Origin of the sequence: Bacteroides sp. AF32-8BH (assembly GCF_003435205.1) — a bacterium.
Lineage (GTDB): Bacteria > Bacteroidota > Bacteroidia > Bacteroidales > Bacteroidaceae > Bacteroides > Bacteroides ovatus.
Map to the genome: position 1 here is coordinate 166,973 of NZ_QVLZ01000008.1, position 20,675 is coordinate 187,647.

Annotated in this window: 13 protein-coding genes; 5 read left to right on the plus strand and 8 right to left on the minus strand. The window is 44.3% G+C overall.

All coding sequences use genetic code 11. From position 1 onward, the window contains the following. Positions 1 to 56 precede the first annotated feature (56 nt). From DWZ47_RS07460 to DWZ47_RS07475, 3 genes are all read right to left on the minus strand, one after another. Positions 57 to 1,805, minus strand: coding sequence for a pectinesterase family protein (locus DWZ47_RS07460; protein WP_182281622.1), 1,749 nt, complete (start codon positions 1,803 to 1,805; stop codon positions 57 to 59). 357 nt (positions 1,806 to 2,162) lie between these two features. Further along, on the minus strand, positions 2,163 to 3,134 hold the full coding sequence (locus DWZ47_RS07470) for a pectinesterase family protein (RefSeq protein WP_115485055.1): 972 nt from the start codon (positions 3,132 to 3,134) through the stop codon (positions 2,163 to 2,165). Between the two features lie 9 nt (positions 3,135 to 3,143). Continuing rightward, complete coding sequence (locus DWZ47_RS07475; RefSeq protein WP_074556820.1) at positions 3,144 to 4,343, minus strand: glycoside hydrolase family 88 protein; 1,200 nt, start codon at positions 4,341 to 4,343, stop codon at positions 3,144 to 3,146. A 301-nt stretch (positions 4,344 to 4,644) separates the two neighbouring features. Between DWZ47_RS07475 and DWZ47_RS07480 the strand changes: the two genes are divergently transcribed. The 3 genes from DWZ47_RS07480 to DWZ47_RS07490 all read left to right on the plus strand — a co-directional run bounded on the left by DWZ47_RS07480 (position 4,645) and on the right by DWZ47_RS07490 (position 8,777). Then, positions 4,645 to 6,048, plus strand: coding sequence for a PTS galactitol transporter subunit IIC (locus DWZ47_RS07480; protein WP_004305301.1), 1,404 nt, complete (start codon positions 4,645 to 4,647; stop codon positions 6,046 to 6,048). 24 nt (positions 6,049 to 6,072) lie between these two features. Beyond that, positions 6,073 to 6,993 carry a 5-dehydro-4-deoxy-D-glucuronate isomerase gene (gene kduI, locus DWZ47_RS07485; protein WP_099145998.1) on the plus strand — a complete coding sequence of 307 codons (921 nt, stop codon included), beginning with the start codon at positions 6,073 to 6,075 and terminating at the stop codon, positions 6,991 to 6,993. Between the two features lie 266 nt (positions 6,994 to 7,259). Then, positions 7,260 to 8,777 carry an MFS transporter gene (locus tag DWZ47_RS07490; RefSeq protein ID WP_004305304.1) on the plus strand — a complete coding sequence of 506 codons (1,518 nt, stop codon included), beginning with the start codon at positions 7,260 to 7,262 and terminating at the stop codon, positions 8,775 to 8,777. 392 nt (positions 8,778 to 9,169) lie between these two features. Here the strand turns inward: DWZ47_RS07490 and DWZ47_RS07495 are convergent, their stop codons facing one another. The 5 genes from DWZ47_RS07495 to DWZ47_RS07515 all read right to left on the minus strand — a co-directional run bounded on the left by DWZ47_RS07495 (position 9,170) and on the right by DWZ47_RS07515 (position 17,249). Next, positions 9,170 to 12,556, minus strand: a complete 3,387-nt coding sequence (locus DWZ47_RS07495) for an AAA domain-containing protein (protein ID WP_008648899.1) — start codon at positions 12,554 to 12,556, stop codon at positions 9,170 to 9,172. Next, the gene (tatC, locus tag DWZ47_RS07500) at positions 12,519 to 13,361 is read right to left on the minus strand and encodes a twin-arginine translocase subunit TatC (RefSeq protein WP_032852553.1); all 843 of its coding nucleotides are present in this window, start codon (positions 13,359 to 13,361) and stop codon (positions 12,519 to 12,521) included. Before tatC ends, DWZ47_RS07495 begins: the two co-directional genes overlap by 38 nt. 17 nt (positions 13,362 to 13,378) lie before the next feature. Beyond that, positions 13,379 to 13,600 (minus strand): twin-arginine translocase TatA/TatE family subunit, encoded by a 222-nt coding sequence (tatA, locus tag DWZ47_RS07505; protein ID WP_004301497.1) that lies wholly within the window; start codon positions 13,598 to 13,600, stop codon positions 13,379 to 13,381. Positions 13,601 to 13,713: 113 nt separating this feature from the next. Then, entirely contained in the window at positions 13,714 to 16,254 is a 2,541-nt protein-coding gene (locus DWZ47_RS07510; RefSeq protein WP_004315053.1) for a bifunctional UDP-N-acetylmuramoyl-tripeptide:D-alanyl-D-alanine ligase/alanine racemase, read from the minus strand. Beyond that, on the minus strand, positions 16,230 to 17,249 hold the full coding sequence (locus DWZ47_RS07515; protein ID WP_233525018.1) for a GSCFA domain-containing protein: 1,020 nt from the start codon (positions 17,247 to 17,249) through the stop codon (positions 16,230 to 16,232). Before DWZ47_RS07515 ends, DWZ47_RS07510 begins: the two co-directional genes overlap by 25 nt. A 167-nt stretch (positions 17,250 to 17,416) precedes the next feature. Between DWZ47_RS07515 and dxs the strand changes: the two genes are divergently transcribed. Both dxs and trkA read left to right on the plus strand, forming a co-directional pair. Further along, positions 17,417 to 19,321: a 1-deoxy-D-xylulose-5-phosphate synthase gene (gene dxs / locus DWZ47_RS07520; protein ID WP_004315051.1), complete on the plus strand. Its 1,905-nt coding sequence runs from the start codon at positions 17,417 to 17,419 to the stop codon at positions 19,319 to 19,321. 1 nt (position 19,322) lies between these two features. Continuing rightward, positions 19,323 to 20,663 carry a Trk system potassium transporter TrkA gene (gene trkA / locus DWZ47_RS07525; protein ID WP_004305310.1) on the plus strand — a complete coding sequence of 447 codons (1,341 nt, stop codon included), beginning with the start codon at positions 19,323 to 19,325 and terminating at the stop codon, positions 20,661 to 20,663. The last annotated feature ends 12 nt before the right edge of the window (positions 20,664 to 20,675 follow it).

Below are 20,675 nucleotides of genomic sequence, written 5' to 3' on the forward strand. Positions count from 1 at the left end.
TTTTATATATCCATTGTTTTTTGCTTAGTAATTCATTTCTTTACATATTCGTCAAGTCAACGTTTCACTGTTATCAGTTTGTTTCCGTCCGCTACCGGATTCCATCCATCTTCGCCTGCCAGTACAGTCGTAATCTCGTATCCTTGCAGGTTTTTCAGTTGTTGGGAGAAAGCGGCACGCGCTTTCGGATTGGCTCCTTCGCCCCGACTCTCATATTCGGCATAGAAGACTGTATTTTCGTTCTCTTTCTTGCCCCAGTTATTCCAACCGACAGGGAGAATGTGTTTACCTAGTTCGCAACGGATAAATACAGCTTGCGCATACGGACGCCAGGGACGAGACAGATATACTTTTGTGGCTTCCGGTTCCGCAGTCAGTTTGCAATCATAAAATACATAGCCATATTTTTTACCTTTATCCGTAGAAGGAGCGGTGACATAACCATCCCGCTTACTATGAATGTGGCAACGATTGAAAACAGCCGTAGACCAACCGAAGATAAAATCAACCGTTCCTTCGATGTAGCAATCTTCGTAATACTGGCGGCTTTGTTTACCGTATGTATAGAGCGTATCTTGGAAGCCGAGGAAACGACAGTTCTTAAAATAGACACGATCGGCAGATACGAAACAGGCAACTGCTTGTCCTACGGGACCTGATGAGTTCTCGAATGTGATATTCTCCGCATAAAAATCGGGGGCATAGATGTAACAGCTGGACGAACCGGAAGTTCCCATGTTCTCGCCGAATACATTTTTCTTGTTTGCAAAACCGTCATAAGTCAGTATCGCACCGTCTTCTCCAATCAAAGAGATATTAATCTTGGATTCAGGGATGATGAGCTTCTCTTTATAAGTTCCTTTACGAATCAGGATAGTGGTACGAACGTCTTTGCGAAAATCGGGAACAGCATTGATAGCTTCCTGCACGGTAAAGAAATCACCGCTACCGTCTTGGGCCACTACATAATCGAATTGACGGATATATTTCGCCAGTTCCGGAATTTCCTTGCCGATGGCATCCACTGCCAGTCCGGCAATTGTTCGTGCTCCGTATACGTTTAAATGAGTATTGTCTTCACGACCTTTCGGGAAAGCCGGCACCTGATTGGGTTCGACAAACATGAATAGTTTCTTTGATTCTACAGGTCCAAGTCCCTGCACCAGGTCATGAGTAATCTTGTTCATGTCGATGAAAGTCACTCCCAGTTCTTTTGCCACATTGCGGGGAGCATCCAGATAGGCGCCATGCGTATCGAATAAAACAGTTCCTTCTTTCGGTTGTTCCTTTTCCCCCGGTGTGCGGCGGACATCTTTTGCGATGGCATCATCCTTCGGCTGTACGAAGTTTCGACGGACGATAGAGTTGAACAACACCGGAATTCCACCTTTGGCGCGGGTTTCATTCACATACCGACGAAGAATTTCATCAAAAGTACTACCCGGATCGGTGTGACGGGTAGAGTCTGCTTTCTCATCATTATGGCCGAACTGGATAAAGACATAATCTCCTTTCTTCACCTTAGAAATTACTTTTTCCCAGCGTCCTTCGCTGATAAAGCTCTTGGAACTTCGACCGTTGGCTGCATGATTGTCTATCCGTATATCTTCGGAGAAGAATCCGGGAAGTACCATTCCCCAACCACGTTCGGGATTTCCTCCGTCTATTTTCTTGTTAGCCATTGTCGAATCACCTATCATAAAGATAGTGATGACCGGTTTATCTGCACGAAATGCAGAAAAAAGAATAAGAGCCGTTGCAAGTAGCCCTACCATTTTAACCCTAAGTGTTTTCATATTCTTCATCCCCTCCTACGAGTTTTATTTTTTGTTTTTATCTGCCACCTGCAACGTTTTGCTCATATCTTACTTGCAATCAACCGATTGCAGCGTTGCAGATACTGTTGCAGATACCGTTGCAGATGTTTATCTGCAACACCTTTAATAATCCTGTTTTACACGCAGACAAATTCAGTTTCCACGTATAGGAACTACAGTTTCCCCGGTAAGAAACGCTAGTTTCCACGTAGAGATACGACAGTTCCCACATAGGGAACTGCAGTTTCCTGCCTTGGAACGGGAATTTCAAGCCAGGAAAGCAAATGCCCAAGCCCGGAAACAAAAATTTCAAGCTGCATAAACAGTCGGAAAATCTACGTATTTTTATTTATAAGGATACCAATTACTGCTTTCCTTAAAGATATTTTGCGGAGTATACTTCATTGCCTCCTTATTTGTCAACTGTTTAGCCCATGCCACACGCCCGGAAGTATCTGCGCCCGCACCCGTATTTCCGAATTCGGCATAACGGGCTGTCTTTTCGTTCTCCGGATTCTTCCAATTGTGCCATCCTTCGGGACGGATATGATTACCAAACTCACAATTGATAAAGACCGTTACCGCATAAGGACGCCACGGACGACCCAAATATACTTTTTTCACTCCCGGAGCGGCTGTCAGCTTACAGTTTTTGAAAACATAACCGAATTCTTCACTTTGAGGAGTGGAAGCGGCAGTGATATACGAATCACGTTTACTATGCAGTTCACAATATTCGAATAGAGCAGTGGAAGGACCAAAAATAAAATCGGTAGTTCCCTCGATATAGCAATTCGTGAATAAGAGACGCGCTCCTTCTGTTCCTGTATAAATAGTATCCTGATTTCCCAAGAAACGACAGTTGACAAACATCAGTCTGTCACCTTCGGTATGAAGAGCTACCGCTTGCCCCAGTGGAGCCGCATTATTTTCAATCGTCAGGTCTTTGAAAGTGATGTCATTTCCCTCCACTTTCACCGTATAGGTGCGGAAAGTACCCATCTTATTGATATTGGCATGGTCATCATAAGTGATAATCGTTTTTTCTGCGCTTTCGCCCACTAATTGCACATTCTTTACCCAGGAAGGAATGACTAGTTTTTCTTTGTATATACCATTCTTGATATAGATCGTCACCGTATAATCCATAAAAGCGCGGACAGCTTCCACGGCTTCCTGAATGTTACGATACTCCCCTGTCCCGTCGCGTGCCACGACTAATGTGTCTTTGCGTTGCTGTTGTTGTGCATAAACAGATGTTGCTCCCACACCCAGTAGAAGCAAACACATCATTCCTTTAAAAATAGTCCTTTTCATTGTCGGAAATTACTTTTGTAAACGTTCGTATTCCAAGCTAGCCATAATAAAAGGTCCTACGGCTTTAGGATCGTTATTGCGGATAGTTTCATTAATATAATAGTCATAATCGCCGGAACGATATACCTTTCCTCCCAATCCTGCCACTGCACAAGCCTTGGTGATGGTTACCAATCCGTTCTTGTCTACTTCGATAAAATTATCCAGGAATCCTTTGTAGCCTTTCAATGCCACATCCAGATAAGACTTATCAATATATCCCAAACGAACCGCCTTAAAGAGCGAATAAATGAACATAGCGGAACAAGAAGATTCTACGTAATTACCCTTATCACCACTCCGATCCATCACCTGATACCATCCTCCGGTCTTCGGGTCCTGAAGTTTCTTCACCTGCACAGCTACATTATTCAATATATCAAGCAGGGAATCTCTTCCGGCTTCATGCTGCGGAATAAATTCGAGCACATCCACCAATGCCATCGCATACCATCCCATTGCACGTCCCCATGTATGTTTCGACTGTCCGGTCACCGGGTCCGCCCAACGTTGAGTGCGGCTTACATCGCACGCATGACGATAAAGACCATTTTTAGGATCGTACGTATGACGGGCACAAGTGACAAACTGGTTGATTACATCTGCATAGTCCTGCGGAAGATTATTACGGAATGCATATTCCGCGTAGAAAGGAGCTCCCATGTAAATTCCGTCCAACCACATTTGGTGGGGATAAATCTTTTTATGCCAAAAACCACCGTCCTCATTACGCGGTTGTCCTTCAAACTGGCTATAAAGCAGGTCGAGCGCTTTCTTATATTTAGGATTCTTGGTCTGCTCATAGATACGGAAAAGGATTTTTCCGGAGTTGATACGGTCGAGGCTATAATCGGTTAATTTATAAGCGGTAATGCTTCCGTCCTCGTGCACCATTGTATCCGCATACGCGATGGCGTAATCGCGAATTTTCTTGTCGCCATAAGCGTCGTACACATCAAGCATGGCTCCCAGTTCAAGTCCGTGGCAATAATCCCACTTCAGTTTCGGCTGAAAGTCAAGTTGCCAGGATTCCGGGTAACGGATCATTTCCGATTCAGTCAGCCGCACAGACCAGGGAAGCTTGCTGTCTACCTGTTGTGCCGATGCCGGAAGTGACATTGTAACCAGCAGAGTCAATATAAAAAAATTATAAAAAAGAGTTCGTCTCATGGTTTGTTATTTTAAGGATTAAACATACAAGTCTTTCACGCTACGAAAGTAGTGTTTTTCCTCCAAAGCCAGTGGGATTTTTTAGTCAAGTAGGTGCATTTTTTGTTTTTCGTGCACGGAAACGACTAATTTTGTGCACGCAAACGTCAAAAATGTCCATTTTTGATGCAATATCTCATAAATTAAGAGTTTCGTTTTGGAAGAAAGCAAAAAAGGTCTTACTTTTGGCACGGTTTACAACTAATACCCTCTGGGGAAACACAGGTAATTTATCATTAAAACAGAGAAAAAATAGAACAGAATGGAAGAAGTATTCAAGTACATTATCGGTCTTGGAGCGGCAGTGATGATGCCGGTCATTTTCACAATCTTAGGAGTATGTATCGGTATTAAATTCTCTAAAGCGCTGAAAAGCGGTTTATTGGTAGGTGTCGGTTTCGTTGGTTTATCGGTAGTCACAGCGTTGCTTACCAGCAGCCTGGGCCCTGCACTAAGTAAAATGGTAGAAATCTACGGATTGGAACTGGGTATTTTCGACATGGGATGGCCTTCTGCAGCAGCAGTTGCCTACAATACATCTGTCGGTGCTTTTATTATCCCGGTCTGTCTGGGTGTCAACTTACTGATGTTGCTTACCAAAACAACCCGCACCGTCAACATCGACCTTTGGAACTACTGGCATTTCGCCTTTATCGGAGCCATCGTCTATTTTGCTTCCGACAATATCTTCTGGGGCTTCTTTGCAGCAATCATCTGCTACATCATTACACTGGTAATGGCGGATATGACTGCTCCTGCTTTCCAAAAGTTCTATGATAAAATGGAAGGTATCTCTATTCCGCAACCTTTTTGCCAAAGTTTTGTTCCGTTTGCCATTGTAATTAATAAACTACTTGATAAAATCCCGGGATTCGACAAACTGAATATCGACTCGGAAGGCATGAAAAAGAAATTCGGATTGATGGGTGAACCGTTGTTCCTGGGTATTGTGATCGGTTGCGGTATCGGCGCACTGGGTTGTGCCAGTTGGAAAGAAGTGTTGGATGGTATTCCGGGCATTTTAGGACTGGGTATCAAGATGGGTGCGGTAATGGAATTGATTCCACGTATCACCAGTCTCTTCATCGAAGGTTTGAAACCTATTTCTGACGCTACCCGCGAGCTGATCGCTAAGAAATATAAGAATAACACCGGATTGAGCATCGGTATGAGCCCTGCACTGGTAATCGGTCACCCGACTACCCTGGTGGTATCTCTACTTTTAATCCCTGTAACTATCTTCCTGGCTGTTATCCTTCCGGGCAACCGTTTTTTACCGCTGGCTTCCCTGGCAGGTATGTTCTACTTGTTCCCGATGATTCTGCCTATTACAAAAGGTAACGTAGTGAAATCATTTATTATCGGTCTGGTGGCTTTGACAGTCGGTCTGTATTTCGTAACAGGACTGGCAGGCTTCTTCACACTGGCCGCCAAAGATGTATATGCCGCAACGGGCGACCCGACAGTGAATATCCCCGCCGGTTTTGAAGGTGGAGCACTCGACTTTGCTTCCAGCCTCTTCTGTTGGGGTATCTTCCACCTGACCTACAGTCTGAAGATTATCGGTCCTGCCATCCTCGTGGCACTGGCACTCGGAATGGCTATCTACAACCGTATCCGCATGACTAGAAATGACGCAAAGAATGCATCAACCAATAAAGAATAATATAAATCCTATAAAGAAAAGATTATGAAAAAATTAGCAATTGCAATGATGTTGGGTATCGCAGCGATGTCTGCTTCTGCCCAGGTGAATTACAAGATGCAAGTGGCTTGCAGTCCTCAAGACGTGAAAACGTATGATACCAACCGCCTGCGTAGTAGCTTTCTGATGGAGAAAGTAATGGTTCCGAATGAAATCAACGTTACTTATTCAATGTACGACCGCCTGATTTTCGGTGGTGCAGTACCTGCAACAAAAGAACTGGTACTTGAAACGATTGATCCGCTGAAATCTAAATTCTTCCTTGAACGCCGCGAACTGGGTGTCATCAACATTGGTGGCGAAGGTATCGTAACCGTAGACGGTAAAGAATATACGCTGAAATTCAAAGATGCTTTATACGTAGGTAGAGGCAAGCAGAAAGTGACTTTCAAGAGCAAAGATTCCAGCAATCCTGCCAAGTTCTACATCAACTCGGCTACTGCTCACAAGGAATACAAAACTCAATTGATTACTATCGACGGACGCAAAGGTTCTCTGAAAGCCAACTCATTTGCTGCCGGAAAGATGGAAGAAAGCAACGACCGCGTTATCAACCAGTTAATTGTTAACAACGTACTTGAAGAAGGTCCTTGCCAATTACAGATGGGACTGACAGAGTTGAAACCGGGTAGCGTATGGAACACGATGCCGGCACACACTCACTCTCGTCGTGTGGAAGCATACTTCTATTTCAATGTACCGGCAGGAAATGCGATCTGTCACTTCATGGGCGAACCTCAAGAAGAGCGTATTGTATGGATGCAGAATGAACAAGCTATCATGTCACCGGAATGGTCTATTCACGCTGCTGCCGGAACAAGCAACTACATGTTTATCTGGGGTATGGCAGGTGAAAACCTCGACTACGGAGATATGGACAAAATCAAATATACAGAAATGCGCTAATCGTTGCGTATTCCTGTTCATACATATAATCAATGATCCGAAAAACTTCATTCTTTTCTCCTGCGAGAGAAAGGAATGAAGTTTTCCGGATTTTGCATATTCTTCCCCCAAAGAACAAACATTCGTTACCTTATTATATATAGGATGTAACAAAATCCAACTATAATGCAACGAATAATACATGATTTTGACCAATTTTTACAAATAAAATTCAGTCTAAATACCGACCTTTGTCAACGAAACAAAATCTATTTAAATCCATTATCATGAATGCATTTCAAAAAACAGGCGAAAAAATGACAAACTACAGATGGACTATCTGTGCTATGCTATTTTTTGCTACCACAGTTAACTATCTCGACCGTCAGGTTCTCTCATTGACATGGGATGAATTTATCAAACCGGAATTCCACTGGGACGAATCTCATTACGGTACTATTACTTCTGTTTTCTCGATTGTATACGCTATATGTATGCTGTTTGCCGGTCGTTTTGTCGACTGGATGGGAACTAAAAAAGGCTACCTTTGGGCCATTGGTGTCTGGTCTGCCGGTGCTTGCCTCCATGCTGTCTGCGGTATCATCACAGAAGCTCACGTTGGTCTCCACAGCGCAGCAGAACTGGCTGGCGCAACAGGAGACACTATCGTCGTTATCGCTACTGTCAGTATGTATTGCTTCCTCGCTGCCCGCTGTATTCTGGCCTTAGGAGAAGCTGGCAACTTCCCTGCCGCTATTAAAGTAACTGCAGAGTATTTCCCTAAAAAAGACCGTGCGTATGCTACTTCCATCTTTAATGCGGGTGCGTCAATCGGCGCATTGATTGCCCCTCTTACCATTCCTATCTTAGCCAAAGCGTTCGGTTGGGAAATGGCATTTATCGTGATTGGTGGACTTGGCTTCATTTGGATGGGATTCTGGGTATTCATGTACGATGCTCCATCTAAAAGCAAACATGTCAATCAGGCAGAGCTTGATTATATCGAACAAGACCAGCGCGAAGCAGGCAGTGCTCCGATGACAGATGAGAAAGACGAAAAAAGAATGAAGTTCTGGCAATGTTTCAGCTACAAGCAGACATGGGCCTTTATCTTCGGTAAGTTCACCACTGACGGTGTATGGTGGTTCTTCCTTTTCTGGACTCCGTCTTATCTGAATACTCAATTCGGCATCAAAACCTCCGACCCGTTGGGTATGGCATTAATCTTTACGCTTTATGCGGTAACCATGTTATCCATCTATGGTGGTAAATTACCTACCATCTTCATCAACAGAACGGGTATGAATCCTTATGCAGCCCGTATGAAAGCGATGTTGATCTTCGCCTTCTTCCCATTGGTTGTATTGTTAGCACAGCCGTTAGGTACGGTTTCTCCATGGTTCCCGGTTATTTTAATCGGTATCGGTGGTGCTGCTCATCAATCCTGGTCAGCTAACATCTTCTCTACTGTAGGTGATATGTTCCCAAGAACGGCTATTGCAAGTATCACCGGTATCGGTGGTATGGCAGGAGGCGTAGGTTCTATGATTCTTCAGAAAGTGGCAGGTAACTTGTTCGTATATGCTTCCGGAACAACAATGGTTGACGGCAAAGAGGTGGAAATGACGAAAGAATTGCTCGAACAAGGAGCACAATTCGTACACCCTGCCATGACATTCATGGGCTTCGAAGGTAAACCTGCCGGATATTTCATAATTTTCTGCGTGTGTGCAGTAGCTTATCTGCTTGGTTGGGTCATCATGAAGGCATTAGTTCCGAAATACAAACCTATCGTATTGGATTAATTCCATTTCAATAGATACTATCAATAAAAACAAAAGAGTAATCCGTCGCCGGATTACTCTTTTGTTTTTAACCAATTATTCAAAAAATGAAAAATAAAAAAGCCTCTTCTCACGAAGAAGGCTTTTTAGGTTTACTTATCCTGCATCATCCTCCTGCAAATTTTTTAAACGTAACACTAAAAAAACAGTGTTTTGCATTCCTATAATGAAGTATAGTAAACGTTAAGATGAAAAAAAGGGAAGTCTCACGACTTCCACAATTCTTCTAACCTTAAATCTAAATCTCTATGAAAAAACGTGTTGCAAATATAGGCGTTTGTTCAATATAGAGGTGTTAATGAATTGCATAAAGAGAGAATAAAAACTAACATCTGCAAAAATGATGCAATTTTTCAGGAGCCTTCTATTAATTTTAATAAACTTTTATAGAGAGGATTGCGTTCCAAGAGTTCGGGAACTCCCGTGATGAACATCTGTTTCCTTGCACGGGTCAAGGCAACATTCAGTTTCCGGTCAATCAAAACACCCTCTTCTTCCGTCAGATTGGATAGAAATTTTAATTGATAAGGGTAGTTGACACAGAAGGAATAGATTATTACATCACGCTCGCTTCCCTGGAACCGCTCCACCGTGTCAACCAGAATGCGATTCAAAACCGGAATACCTACTGATTCTATTTCTTTTTTAATCAATGCTATCTGACTCCGGTAAGGAGTAATGATTCCTAAAGTACGGGATTCGTCAAAATCCGACTGATGGTGTTCATAAATGCGAACGGCTAAATCCGCAACGATACGTGCTTCCGAATAGTTGATTTTGGCAGATGCTCCTGCTTTCTCCGGCACAGACGGATAAAAGGCTAAACGGCAGATCGTGTCCGAGTCCTCTATTTGATGAGGTAGTCCGACAGGAATCAGCCGCCCCCCGTAAAAAGCACGATTGGCAAATAAGGCAACTTCCGGATGCATGCGTCCCTGACGACAAAGCATATCATAGGAACGATGAATAGCAGACGATGAACAGGCTGCCGTACAGTTCCGATAAAGACGTTCGAACAAAGAATCTTTCAGATTGCTCAATCCGATAGACAGTAATGATTCATCATAGATTGCCGCCTGTTCCGCGTTTTGCTGCACAACAGCAGGCAGTTGCTTATGATCTCCGATCAATACAAACTTATCTATTGCATCTTTTTCATCTTCTCCACGTGCACAGAGGATTCCTAACAACTGCGGTTCCAAGATTTGGGTAGCCTCATCAATAATAGCTACATCAAAATGTTTCAAGCGAAACAGTTCCGGCTTACCGGAAATAGCCGCTACCGTTCCCACAATAATCCGACAATTCCGAATACGCTCGTAAACTTCCGAACGACGGTTGCAAGAGGATAATTCATTTTCAATCAGATGCCCGCGGTAGGCTTCATCACATGACAATTCACTTCCTACCCGGATAAAGTCAACTGCCGGAGCAATGGAAGCCAACGACTTGCATATTTCATCAACCGCCCGGTTGGTATAGGAAAGCAAAAGAATCTGCGCATCCTTGTCTGCATGGAAAGTCTCTACCATTTTCTTCAAGGCACATGAAGTCTTGCCTGTTCCCGGAGGTCCGATAAGAAGGAAATAGTCCTGTGCGGCTTTTGCCTTCAGGGCGACTCGCGTAAAATCGTCTTCCGAACAGAAAATCATGGAATCCAATGATTTATCAAACCTCGGAGGACGTTGTGACAGCAACAAGTCACGACGTTCTTTTCTTGCAGAAAGATAAGCATATAATCCCTGATACATCGAGCGGAATGTCGTATCCATTGTATCATGCTCTATGGCATAAAGGCTTTCGGCCGGAAGTACGGATGGATTCTGCTGGGTAGCACGCAAGCGGATACCTATTTCGTTTTCTGTCAGATACTCGATATTGCCTTTGAAAACCATTTTATTGGTGACATTATCTGTATCACAGTTTCGTTCATAAAGGATAATGGCGTCGCCTTGACGGAAATTAGGAAGGAAAGTTTCAGCATGAAGCATCTCACTTCCAGCGGTAAGAGTAAGTCCGGCTTTATATTCATCGGCGGCATGGTTCTCCTTTATTTTCAGATCATAAATGATTTCTCCAGCCTCACATTTCTCCGCCAATGTAGAGAGCCACAAAGAAGCTGCCCCTGTACGTCCCTCATAATCCACGTCACCGGATTTTGAGGTATAAAGTTCCTTTGTTATAAAGTTGTACACCGCATAGAAGTAATTCTTTTCCAATGCGGAAAGAGCTTTCAGCTTCGATTGAAAGTTATCAATAGAAGGACGCAGGTATGTTTCCCAGAAACGCCCTTTCAATCCTCGTTCATTCAAGGTGGAAGCATTGATTTCTTCCAGTTTTTGTGACGTATACTCCAGGCTGTTTCGTAATTGGATGCCATATTCATCGGCTACAATCCGGTTACGCAAATCAATTACCCGGCGTACCATCGCCCACGAAGGACGGGAAGGGTAAAGAAGCGGATAGCGGGTATAAAGCAAATAAGCTTTCACTTTCCGGTGATCCATTCCCATCGAATATTGCAATACCGCCTGATAAAGCAACATCTGTACTTTATTATTCTCTTTCGGTTCTACCTTGCCCCGGATAGCATACTCGTCCGCTTTACCGGATTTCATTTCGATAAAAGAAGACATATCCCGTTGCATATAGTCAAGACGTCCCTGGAGTCCGAGTGCTTCGCAAATATAAGATGGTTCGAGCACGGCATCTGTCTTGTCAAGCTCATAGCCGGCTGCATGAAAGGTGTCATTTACTGTTTCACGAATATGATCGAAGTGCAATTTGCAGTCTTCAAAGAATTGGCGTTCTTTCTCCTTGTCTCGCAAATCAGAGCAGGCGGCCAGTTCAATAGGATAACGCCGGAAGGCTTTCTGCATACAGGTACGATAGTCTATCTCTTCACTCTTTGCATGAATCCATTCGTCCAGAAAAAGGTTGGCTATATTTCCCAGTAATAAAGGACGAGCATTTTCGATCGGTTGAAGACGGGAAAGAAAATAGTTGGCCGGATGGTGTCCGTAGTCACGGAAACACTCGGCAAGGGAACTGATGTCGAGCAAGTAATCCGGTTCGAGTACGATAAAAGAAGGGGTCAGGATTCCTGCTTCATCGATGGCTACATCCAATAAATTGACTTGCGCATGCCGCCAAAGCAGCTTGCACGTTTCTGCAAACTCTTCATTGATTTGAGGAACATTATAACGGACAAGGTATGGTTGCTCAGAAACTTCATCCAAGGGAGTCACATACAGATATTGTTCGTCGGCATACTGGAAACAGACACGCATCCGCTGTACCCGCTCGCGGGCAGGAGGCGCAACCAAATAGGTGGCATCCGCACGCGGAAATAGTCGATATAGTTCCAGAGGAATATCTTCATCCAAGAGTTTACGGATAAAGAAAGCCAGAGTTTTCGCATCCCGCAAGAGTTGTTCTCGGTTGGGCTCTTGTTGACGGTTCAGGATAGCATTTGAAGTTAACCGGAAAGTATGCAGCCGGTTCTGCTCTGTAACAGAAAGACCCACCTTAGCTGACACAAAACTAATTCGTGCGGAAAGATCGGTCATCTGTAAACTTTCGTTTTGCATTTGCCCGCGACAAATGCGTTCCAGCAAGTCGCGCATTTGCTTATATCCTACGGCAAGATAGGCATCTTCTGCCCGGCAAACTGCTAAAAGGATTTCATAAGATTCTATCGCTTCATTCTTCGGACAAGGCAACTTCATCTCCAGTTTCATCTTCTACTTCCTCTTCCTCTTCGGTTTTCTTCTTGTCTTTTATCATCAAAATACTCATCTCGTACAACAGATAAAGTGGAATAGCTACGACACTCAATGTGAAGGGATCGCCTGTCGGAGTAATAATAGCAGCTGCTATCACGATGACAACCACCGCATGACGGCGGTATCTCCGCAAGAAAGACTTGTTCACCACTCCCAGCAAAGAAAGCAGCCATGTAACCAACGGAAGTTCAAAAGCCAATCCCATGCAGAGAACCAGCATCATAAAATTATCTATATAGGAATTAAGCGACAAGATATTCTCCACTTCCGAACTCAACTGATAGGTAGACAGGAAACGGAGAGTCAGCGGATAAACCATAAAGTAACCCAGCAGTACGCCGATGAAAAACATCACCGTTCCGATAGTCAATGCTTTACGCACGCCCTTTCTCTCATTCGGATAAAGAGCGGGATTGATGAAACGCCATATTTCAAAAAAGATATAAGGCATAGCCGTCACCACCGACATCCAAAATGCTGTCGACATGTGAATAAAGAAAGGAGCAGCCAAGTTGATATTGACCAGCTTCACATAAAATTGTTGTGTGAAGAAGTCATCGGTCAAATCAAATGTTTTACCGATATGCCGTAATAAATCGTAGAATATGAAATCATTGTGGCAAGGTGCAAGTATTACATGGTCGAAGAGGTAGGGCATAGCAATAAAATAGCCTATCGCCAATACAAACCAAACTCCAACTACCCGAAAAAGCACCTTACGCAGTTCGTCCAAATGATCCCAAAAGGTCATTTCTGCCATCCGTATGTTGTGCTCTTTTAGTTCTTAGAAGGATCTACAGGTTTGTCCAACTCGTCTTTTGCCTTGTTTATTTCATCTTTCGCTTCGTTCACACCGTCTTTGAAACTTTTTACACCTTTGCCTAATCCGCGCATCAGTTCAGGTATTTTCTTTCCACCAAAAAGAAGAAGGATAACCAAAGCGATAATAATCCATTCGGAACCACTAGGCAAAAAGCCTAACAATAATAAGTTTGTCATAAGTTTATTTGATATAAGAGGTTTTTAATAGTTGCTGCAAATATAATCATTTTCACCACAGGTTACATAGATTAGCCCTGTTTTTTATGACAACACAGGGTTATTAGAAAATTCTAATCCTGATAATATACCCGCTTCACCCGTGTCGATATACTTGTCAACACTTCATAAGGGATCGTATCCAGCTTATCGGACAACACCGTAATCGGAAGATCATCACCAAAGATGATAGCCTGATCGCCTTCCCGACAATCAATATCCGTCACATCGATCATGCAGACGTCCATACAGATATTCCCTACATAAGGAGCTTTCTTTCCGTTCACCAGGCAATAGGCGTTGCCGCGTCCCAAATGGCGGTTCAATCCATCCGCATAGCCGATAGGAATGGCCGCAATGCGTGAAGGACGTGCCAAATGCCCCATCCGGCTATATCCTACCGTATCTTCTTGGGGAACATCCCGTATCTGAAGAATGGTAGTCTTCAACGTACTTACATTATGTATAATCGAATTGTCTATCGGGCTAACTCCATAAAGTCCGATTCCCAAGCGCACCATATCAAATTGTGCATCAGGGAAACGCTCGATTCCTGCCGTATTACAGATATGACGGAGAATCTTATGAGAGAAGGCAGCCTGCAATTCTTGCGAGCCTTTCTCGAACAATTCAATCTGCCTGCGAGTGAAAGCGTCGAACTGCGGCGAATCACTTCCTACAAAATGAGAGAATACCGAACGGGGGATCACCGCACTCTGATTCTTCAGACGACGAATGAGCAATGGTATATCTTCTACCGCAAAGCCCAGACGGTGCATACCTGTATCCAGTTTCACATGAATCGGGAAGTTGGTGATTCCTTCTTTTTCTGCTGCTTTGATGAGCGCATCAAGCAGATGGAAATTATAGACTTCCGGTTCCAGCTTATAATCGAACATGGTTTTGAATGCCGTAAGCTCCGGATCCATAATTATAATAGAGGCGGTAATACCTGCTTTGCGAAGTTCGGAACCTTCGTCAGCCACGGCCACAGCCAGATAATCGACATGGTGTTCCTGCAAGCTCTTGGCTATTTCGTACGAACCGGCTCCGTAAGCGGATGCTTTCACCATACAGATCACCTTTGTTTCCGGATGGCGAAGCATGGAACGGTAATGGTTCAGATTGGCGACCATCGCTCCCAGGTTTACTTCAAGGATGGTTTCATGCACCTTCAATTCAAGTTCTTCGGATACCAAATCAAAGTTGAACACGCGCGAACCTTTTACCAGAATTACTTCCGAATGAAGTGATTTGAGTATGCCGGATGTAAGAAGTGCTTCTGTGTTAGGAAAGAAGTAGCGTTCGAGATCGTCATCAAAACGAGCGGAACAGGAGGATATTTCCTGCCCTACACCAATCAGTTTATTTATTCCTTTACTCTGCACCAACTGTGCTACACGCCGGTAGAGCGTAGCGGTACTTTGGCCGGTTTCCAGTATATCCGACAGGATCAGTGTCCGCTTCAAGCCTTTCTTTTCCGAACGGCGTACCAGAAAGTCGAGTGCAATATCCAACGATGCCAGGTCTGAATTATAACTATCATTAATCAATACGCAGTTATTCTTTCCTTCTTTCACTTCCAGACGCATGGCAATCGGTTCGAGACGGGCCATCCGTTCGGTGATCTGGTCGGCAGGTGTCATCAGGTAAAGACAAGCTGCCAGGCAATTCAGCACATTTTCAATGGAGGCGTCATCGATGAAAGGAATACAGAATGTATTATCCATTTCCAGATAACGATAGGATATAACGGTATGATCTTCTTTCTTGATTACACGGCTGATATACAACGGACGTTCAATATCCCTACGGCTCCAGGCTATTTCACGTGCAGTCAGCATTGATTTTGCGACACAATTACTGATTAATTCGTTATCGCCGTTGTAAATCACTACATCGCAGTCTTTGAAAAGCGTCAGTTTCTCCATGCATTTCTCTTGCAATGAGAAGAAATTTTCCTGATGGGCACCGCCGATATTGGTCAGAATACCAATGGTAGGCTTTATCATTCGTTTCAAGGCTCCCATCTCTCCCATTTCGGAGATGCCGGCTTCGAAAATGCCCAGTTCTGCTTCTTCTGAAAGTTGCCATACAGAAAGAGGAACTCCGATCTGCGAATTATAGCTACGCGGAGAACGGACGATACAACGATCCGGACTAAGTAACTGGTGCAACCACTCTTTCACAATGGTTTTTCCATTGCTTCCGGTGATACCGATCACAGGGATTTTAAATTTATCACGATGCGCTTCGGCAAGCTTCTGCAAAGCCTTCAGAGGATTGGGAACGATAAGGAAATTGAGAGTTGAGAGTTGAGAATTGAGAATTGGCTGCGCATCATCATCCTGCCCAGATTTCTCCATTTTCAATTCTCCATTCTCAATTAATTTAAAGTCTTCTTCTGTTATTACAAAATTGCGTACGCCCCGGTCGTATAATTCGGGGATATAACGGACTCCGCTATTTCGTTTGGTAGTTAAAGCAAAAAAGAGAGTTTCTTCCGGAAAACTCAAAGAGCGGCTGTCTGTTAACAGCCAATCAATAGTCGCTTTATGTTTGCCCATACGGCGGGCACCGATACTTTTGGCTATGGATTCAATCGCATATGACATAGTTCTGTTTCTTTTTGAAAATCTAAGTACGGGTATTTTCCGATAAGTCGTTCTATTTTTAACACTATTTGTCCTAAAAAGCGTTGATACACCTCTGACTCGGGGTGAAAGGGTTTATGTGCCAAGTCCCGGCGGATGTCCTGCACTGCCATGATAACCTGCTTTGTTTCAGCGGAAAAGAAGGTTTCGGAGAAGCGTTCCCACAGGTAACGAATCGCCAGAGGAGACGGATGCAGCATATCGTCAGCATAGAAGCGATAATCACGCAATTCGTCTAATATGATTTCATAAGAGGGGAAGTAGAACACTCGTTCCGGGAACAATTGCTGCAACCGGTCGATGGCCAGTAACAACGTAGATTTACTTAATTGATTGGCGTGCATTCCGTCGCGTATATGACGGATCGGGCTGACTGTAAACAGCCATTTTAATTCCGGATTGCAGGCTGCCATTCCGGTGATGAGCGCTGTATAATCTTCTACAATTTCTTCAACAGTAAGCCGGTAACGTAAGAAATGGTTTTCCGGCAGTTGATGGCAGTTGGCTACCACTTGCCCACTCTCTTTTTGTTTATAAACATAAGCGGTGCCCAAAGTTACCATTAGCCAGTTCAACTCCGGTAGTCTTTGATGGGCGTGATGAAGACGGGCATTTATGGTATGCAACGTTTCTTCGGGCGTAAAAGCTGAAAAAGAGCCGTGATGCATCGGACTATGCCATAAGTCTTTGTAGGTAAACAAATCCTGGCTGGTATATTCTTTATGTCCCATAATCTCTCTCAAAGCGGATGAGACGGACAAAGGATTATAAAGGATACCAAAAGGATTCAGATCCAGCTGAAACCCGGCGTCCATTAATTGTCTCCCGATATTTTCTGCAAAACAGGAGCCCATCAAAAGAATACGATCTGCATGACTGACAGGTGGCATCCCGGCAGGCAATTCTACAGATGTTTGAAAGTTCATACGATTTTCCATCATTTCATTACGTTTCATATGCAAAAGTAATCAAAAAACAATTTCCTACCTCTTTTTCCTCACGATTCAATAATCTTAGGGAGTATGGAAAAACAGATACGTCCCTATGCCGAATAAGATTTTATAAAAAAAAGGGGGGCGAATATACTTTCTTTTCGTATTTTTGCACTAAATTTCCTCGAATCATGAAGAATGAACCGATATATAACTTGCTAAACACTATCAATTATCCTGACGACCTGCGAAGACTAGACGTAGAGCAACTGCCGGAGGTATGTAGTGAATTAAGGCAAGACATTATTAAAGAACTTTGCTGCAACCCGGGGCATTTTGCTGCCAGTCTGGGAACAGTGGAGCTGACCGTAGCTTTACACTACGTCTACAATACACCTTATGACCGTATTGTATGGGACGTGGGACATCAGGCATACGGCCACAAAATACTGACAGGACGCCGTGAAGCCTTTTCTACGAACAGGAAACTCGGAGGAATCCGCCCTTTCCCGTCTCCGGAAGAAAGCGAATATGATACTTTCACGTGCGGACATGCTTCCAATTCTATTTCTGCAGCTCTCGGTATGGCTGTCGCAGCCGCCAGAAAAGGAGATGTCAAACGCCATGTAGTAGCCATCATCGGCGACGGTTCCATGAGTGGCGGACTGGCTTTTGAAGGGCTGAACAATGCATCTGCCACGTCGAACAACCTGCTCATTATCCTGAATGACAATGATATGGCCATTGACCGTAGTGTAGGAGGTATGAAGCAATATCTCTTCAACCTGACAACTTCCAACCGCTATAATCAGTTACGTTTCAAGCTCTCGCGCATGTTATTCAAGCTCGGCATCCTAAACGAAGAACGTCGCAAAGCGCTCATACGTTTCGGGAACAGCCTGAAATCAATGGCTGCACAGCAACAGAATATTTTCGAAGGGATGAATATCCGTTACTTCGGTCCGATAGACGGACACGACGTAAAGAACCTGGCAAGAGTATTACGTGATATCAAAGATATGCAAGGACCTAAAATCCTGCATCTACATACTATCAAAGGAAAAGGATTCGGTCCGGCGGAGAAACACGCTACCGAATGGCATGCTCCCGGCAAATTCGATCCGGTCACCGGCGAACGTTTCATTGCCAACACTGAAGGAATGCCTCCGCTTTTCCAGGATGTATTCGGAAATACATTGGTAGAGCTTGCCGAAGCCAATCCGAAGATTGTCGGTGTCACTCCCGCCATGCCTAGCGGTTGTTCGATGAATATACTGATGGAGAAAATGCCCAAACGTGCGTTTGATGTAGGCATCGCCGAAGGACATGCGGTTACTTTCTCCGGTGGGATGGCAAAAGACGGACTGCAACCATTCTGCAATATCTATTCTTCTTTTATGCAACGGGCGCATGATAATATCATCCACGACGTAGCGATTCAGAATCTCCCTGTTGTTTTGTGCCTCGACCGCGCCGGATTGGTTGGCGAAGACGGTCCTACTCATCACGGAGCTTTTGATATGGCATGTTTACGCCCGATCCCTAATTTGACTATCAGTTCCCCGATGGACGAACATGAATTACGTCGCCTGATGTATACGGCACAATTGCCGGACAAGGGACCGTTCGTGATCCGTTACCCCCGTGGACGCGGCGTACTGGTGGACTGGAAATGTCCGCTAGAAGAGATCCCGGTAGGAAAAGGACGGAAACTGAAAGAGGGTAGCGACCTTGCAGTGATTACTATCGGACCGATAGGAAACGTAGCCGCCCGTGCCATCACCCGGGCAGAAGCTGATTTCGGTCTGTCGATCGCCCATTACGATTTGCGTTTCCTGAAACCGCTGGACGAAGAGCTATTACATGAGGTAGGACGCAAATTCCAACGTGTCCTGACTATCGAAGACGGGATTATCAAAGGCGGTATGGGTAGTGCTATCCTTGAATTTATGGCAGACAACGAATACAAACCAACCGTGAAGCGTATCGGTATCCCCAACCTATTTGTAGAGCATGGATCAGTTGCCGAACTGTATCAACTGTGCGGCATGGATGAAGAAGGGATTCTGACTAAAATAAAAGAATTTATCAATTGACATGAAGATTATTATTGCCGGTGCCGGCAACGTAGGCACCCATTTGGCCAAGTTGTTATCGCGCGAAAAGCAAGATATCATCTTGATGGATGATGACGAAGAGAAACTAAGCGCTCTTAGTGCCAATTTTGACTTGCTGACTGTTGCCGCTTCTCCTTCTTCCATCTCCGGATTGAAAGAAGTGGGCGTCAAAGAAGCCGACCTGTTTATCGCAGTCACACCGGACGAAAGCCGTAACATGACTGCCTGTATGCTGGCTACCAATCTGGGAGCTAAAAAGACAGTGGCACGTATCGACAATTACGAATATCTTCTGCCCAAAAATAAAGAGTTTTTCCAGAAGTTGGGAGTAGATTCTCTGATTTACCCGGAAATGCTGGCTGCCAAAGAAATCGTATCTTCCATGCGTATGAGCTGGGTACGCCAATGGTGGGAGTTCTGTGGAGGTTCTCTAGTTCTGATTGGCACGAAGATGCGCGAAAAGGCTGAAATCCTGAATATACCGCTGCATCAGCTAGGCGGTCCTAACATACCTTATCACGTAGTAGCCATCAAACGTGGAACGGAAACGATTATTCCCCGTGGAGACGATGTCATTAAATTGCATGATATTGTTTATTTCACCACTACCCGCAAGTATATTCCTTATATTCGTAAGATAGCCGGCAAGGAAGATTATGCCGACGTACGCAATGTGATGATTATGGGGGGAAGCCGTATCGCAGTCCGTACCGCACAATATGTGCCGGACTATATGCAGGTGAAAATAGTAGATAATGATCTGAACCGTTGCAACCGCCTTACGGAGTTACTGGATGATAAGACAATGATTATCAACGGAGATGGTCGCGATATGGATTTGCTCATCGAAGAGGGACTAAAGAATACCGAAGCATTTGTTGCTCTGACCGGTAACTCGGAAACGAATATTCTAGCCTGTCTTGCCGCTAAACGTATGGGAGTGGAAAAGACAGTGGCAGAAGTGGAGAATATCGACTATATCGGTATGGCGGAAAGCCTTGACATCGGTACTGTTATCAATAAAAAAATGATTGCTGCCAGCCATATCTACCAAATGATGTTGGATGCCGATGTGTCTAATGTGAAATGTCTTACTTTTGCCAATGCGGACGTTGCTGAATTCACTGTACCGGAAGGTGCTAAAATCACCAAACACCTGATTAAGGACCTGGGACTCCCGAAGGGTACTACCATCGGAGGAATGATCCGCAACGGAGAAGGTATCTTGGTGACGGGTGATACACAAATCCGTCCCGGCGACCATGTAGTCGTATTCTGCCTGAGTATGATGATTAAAAAGATTGAGAAGTTCTTTAATTAAGCATAAGATAAC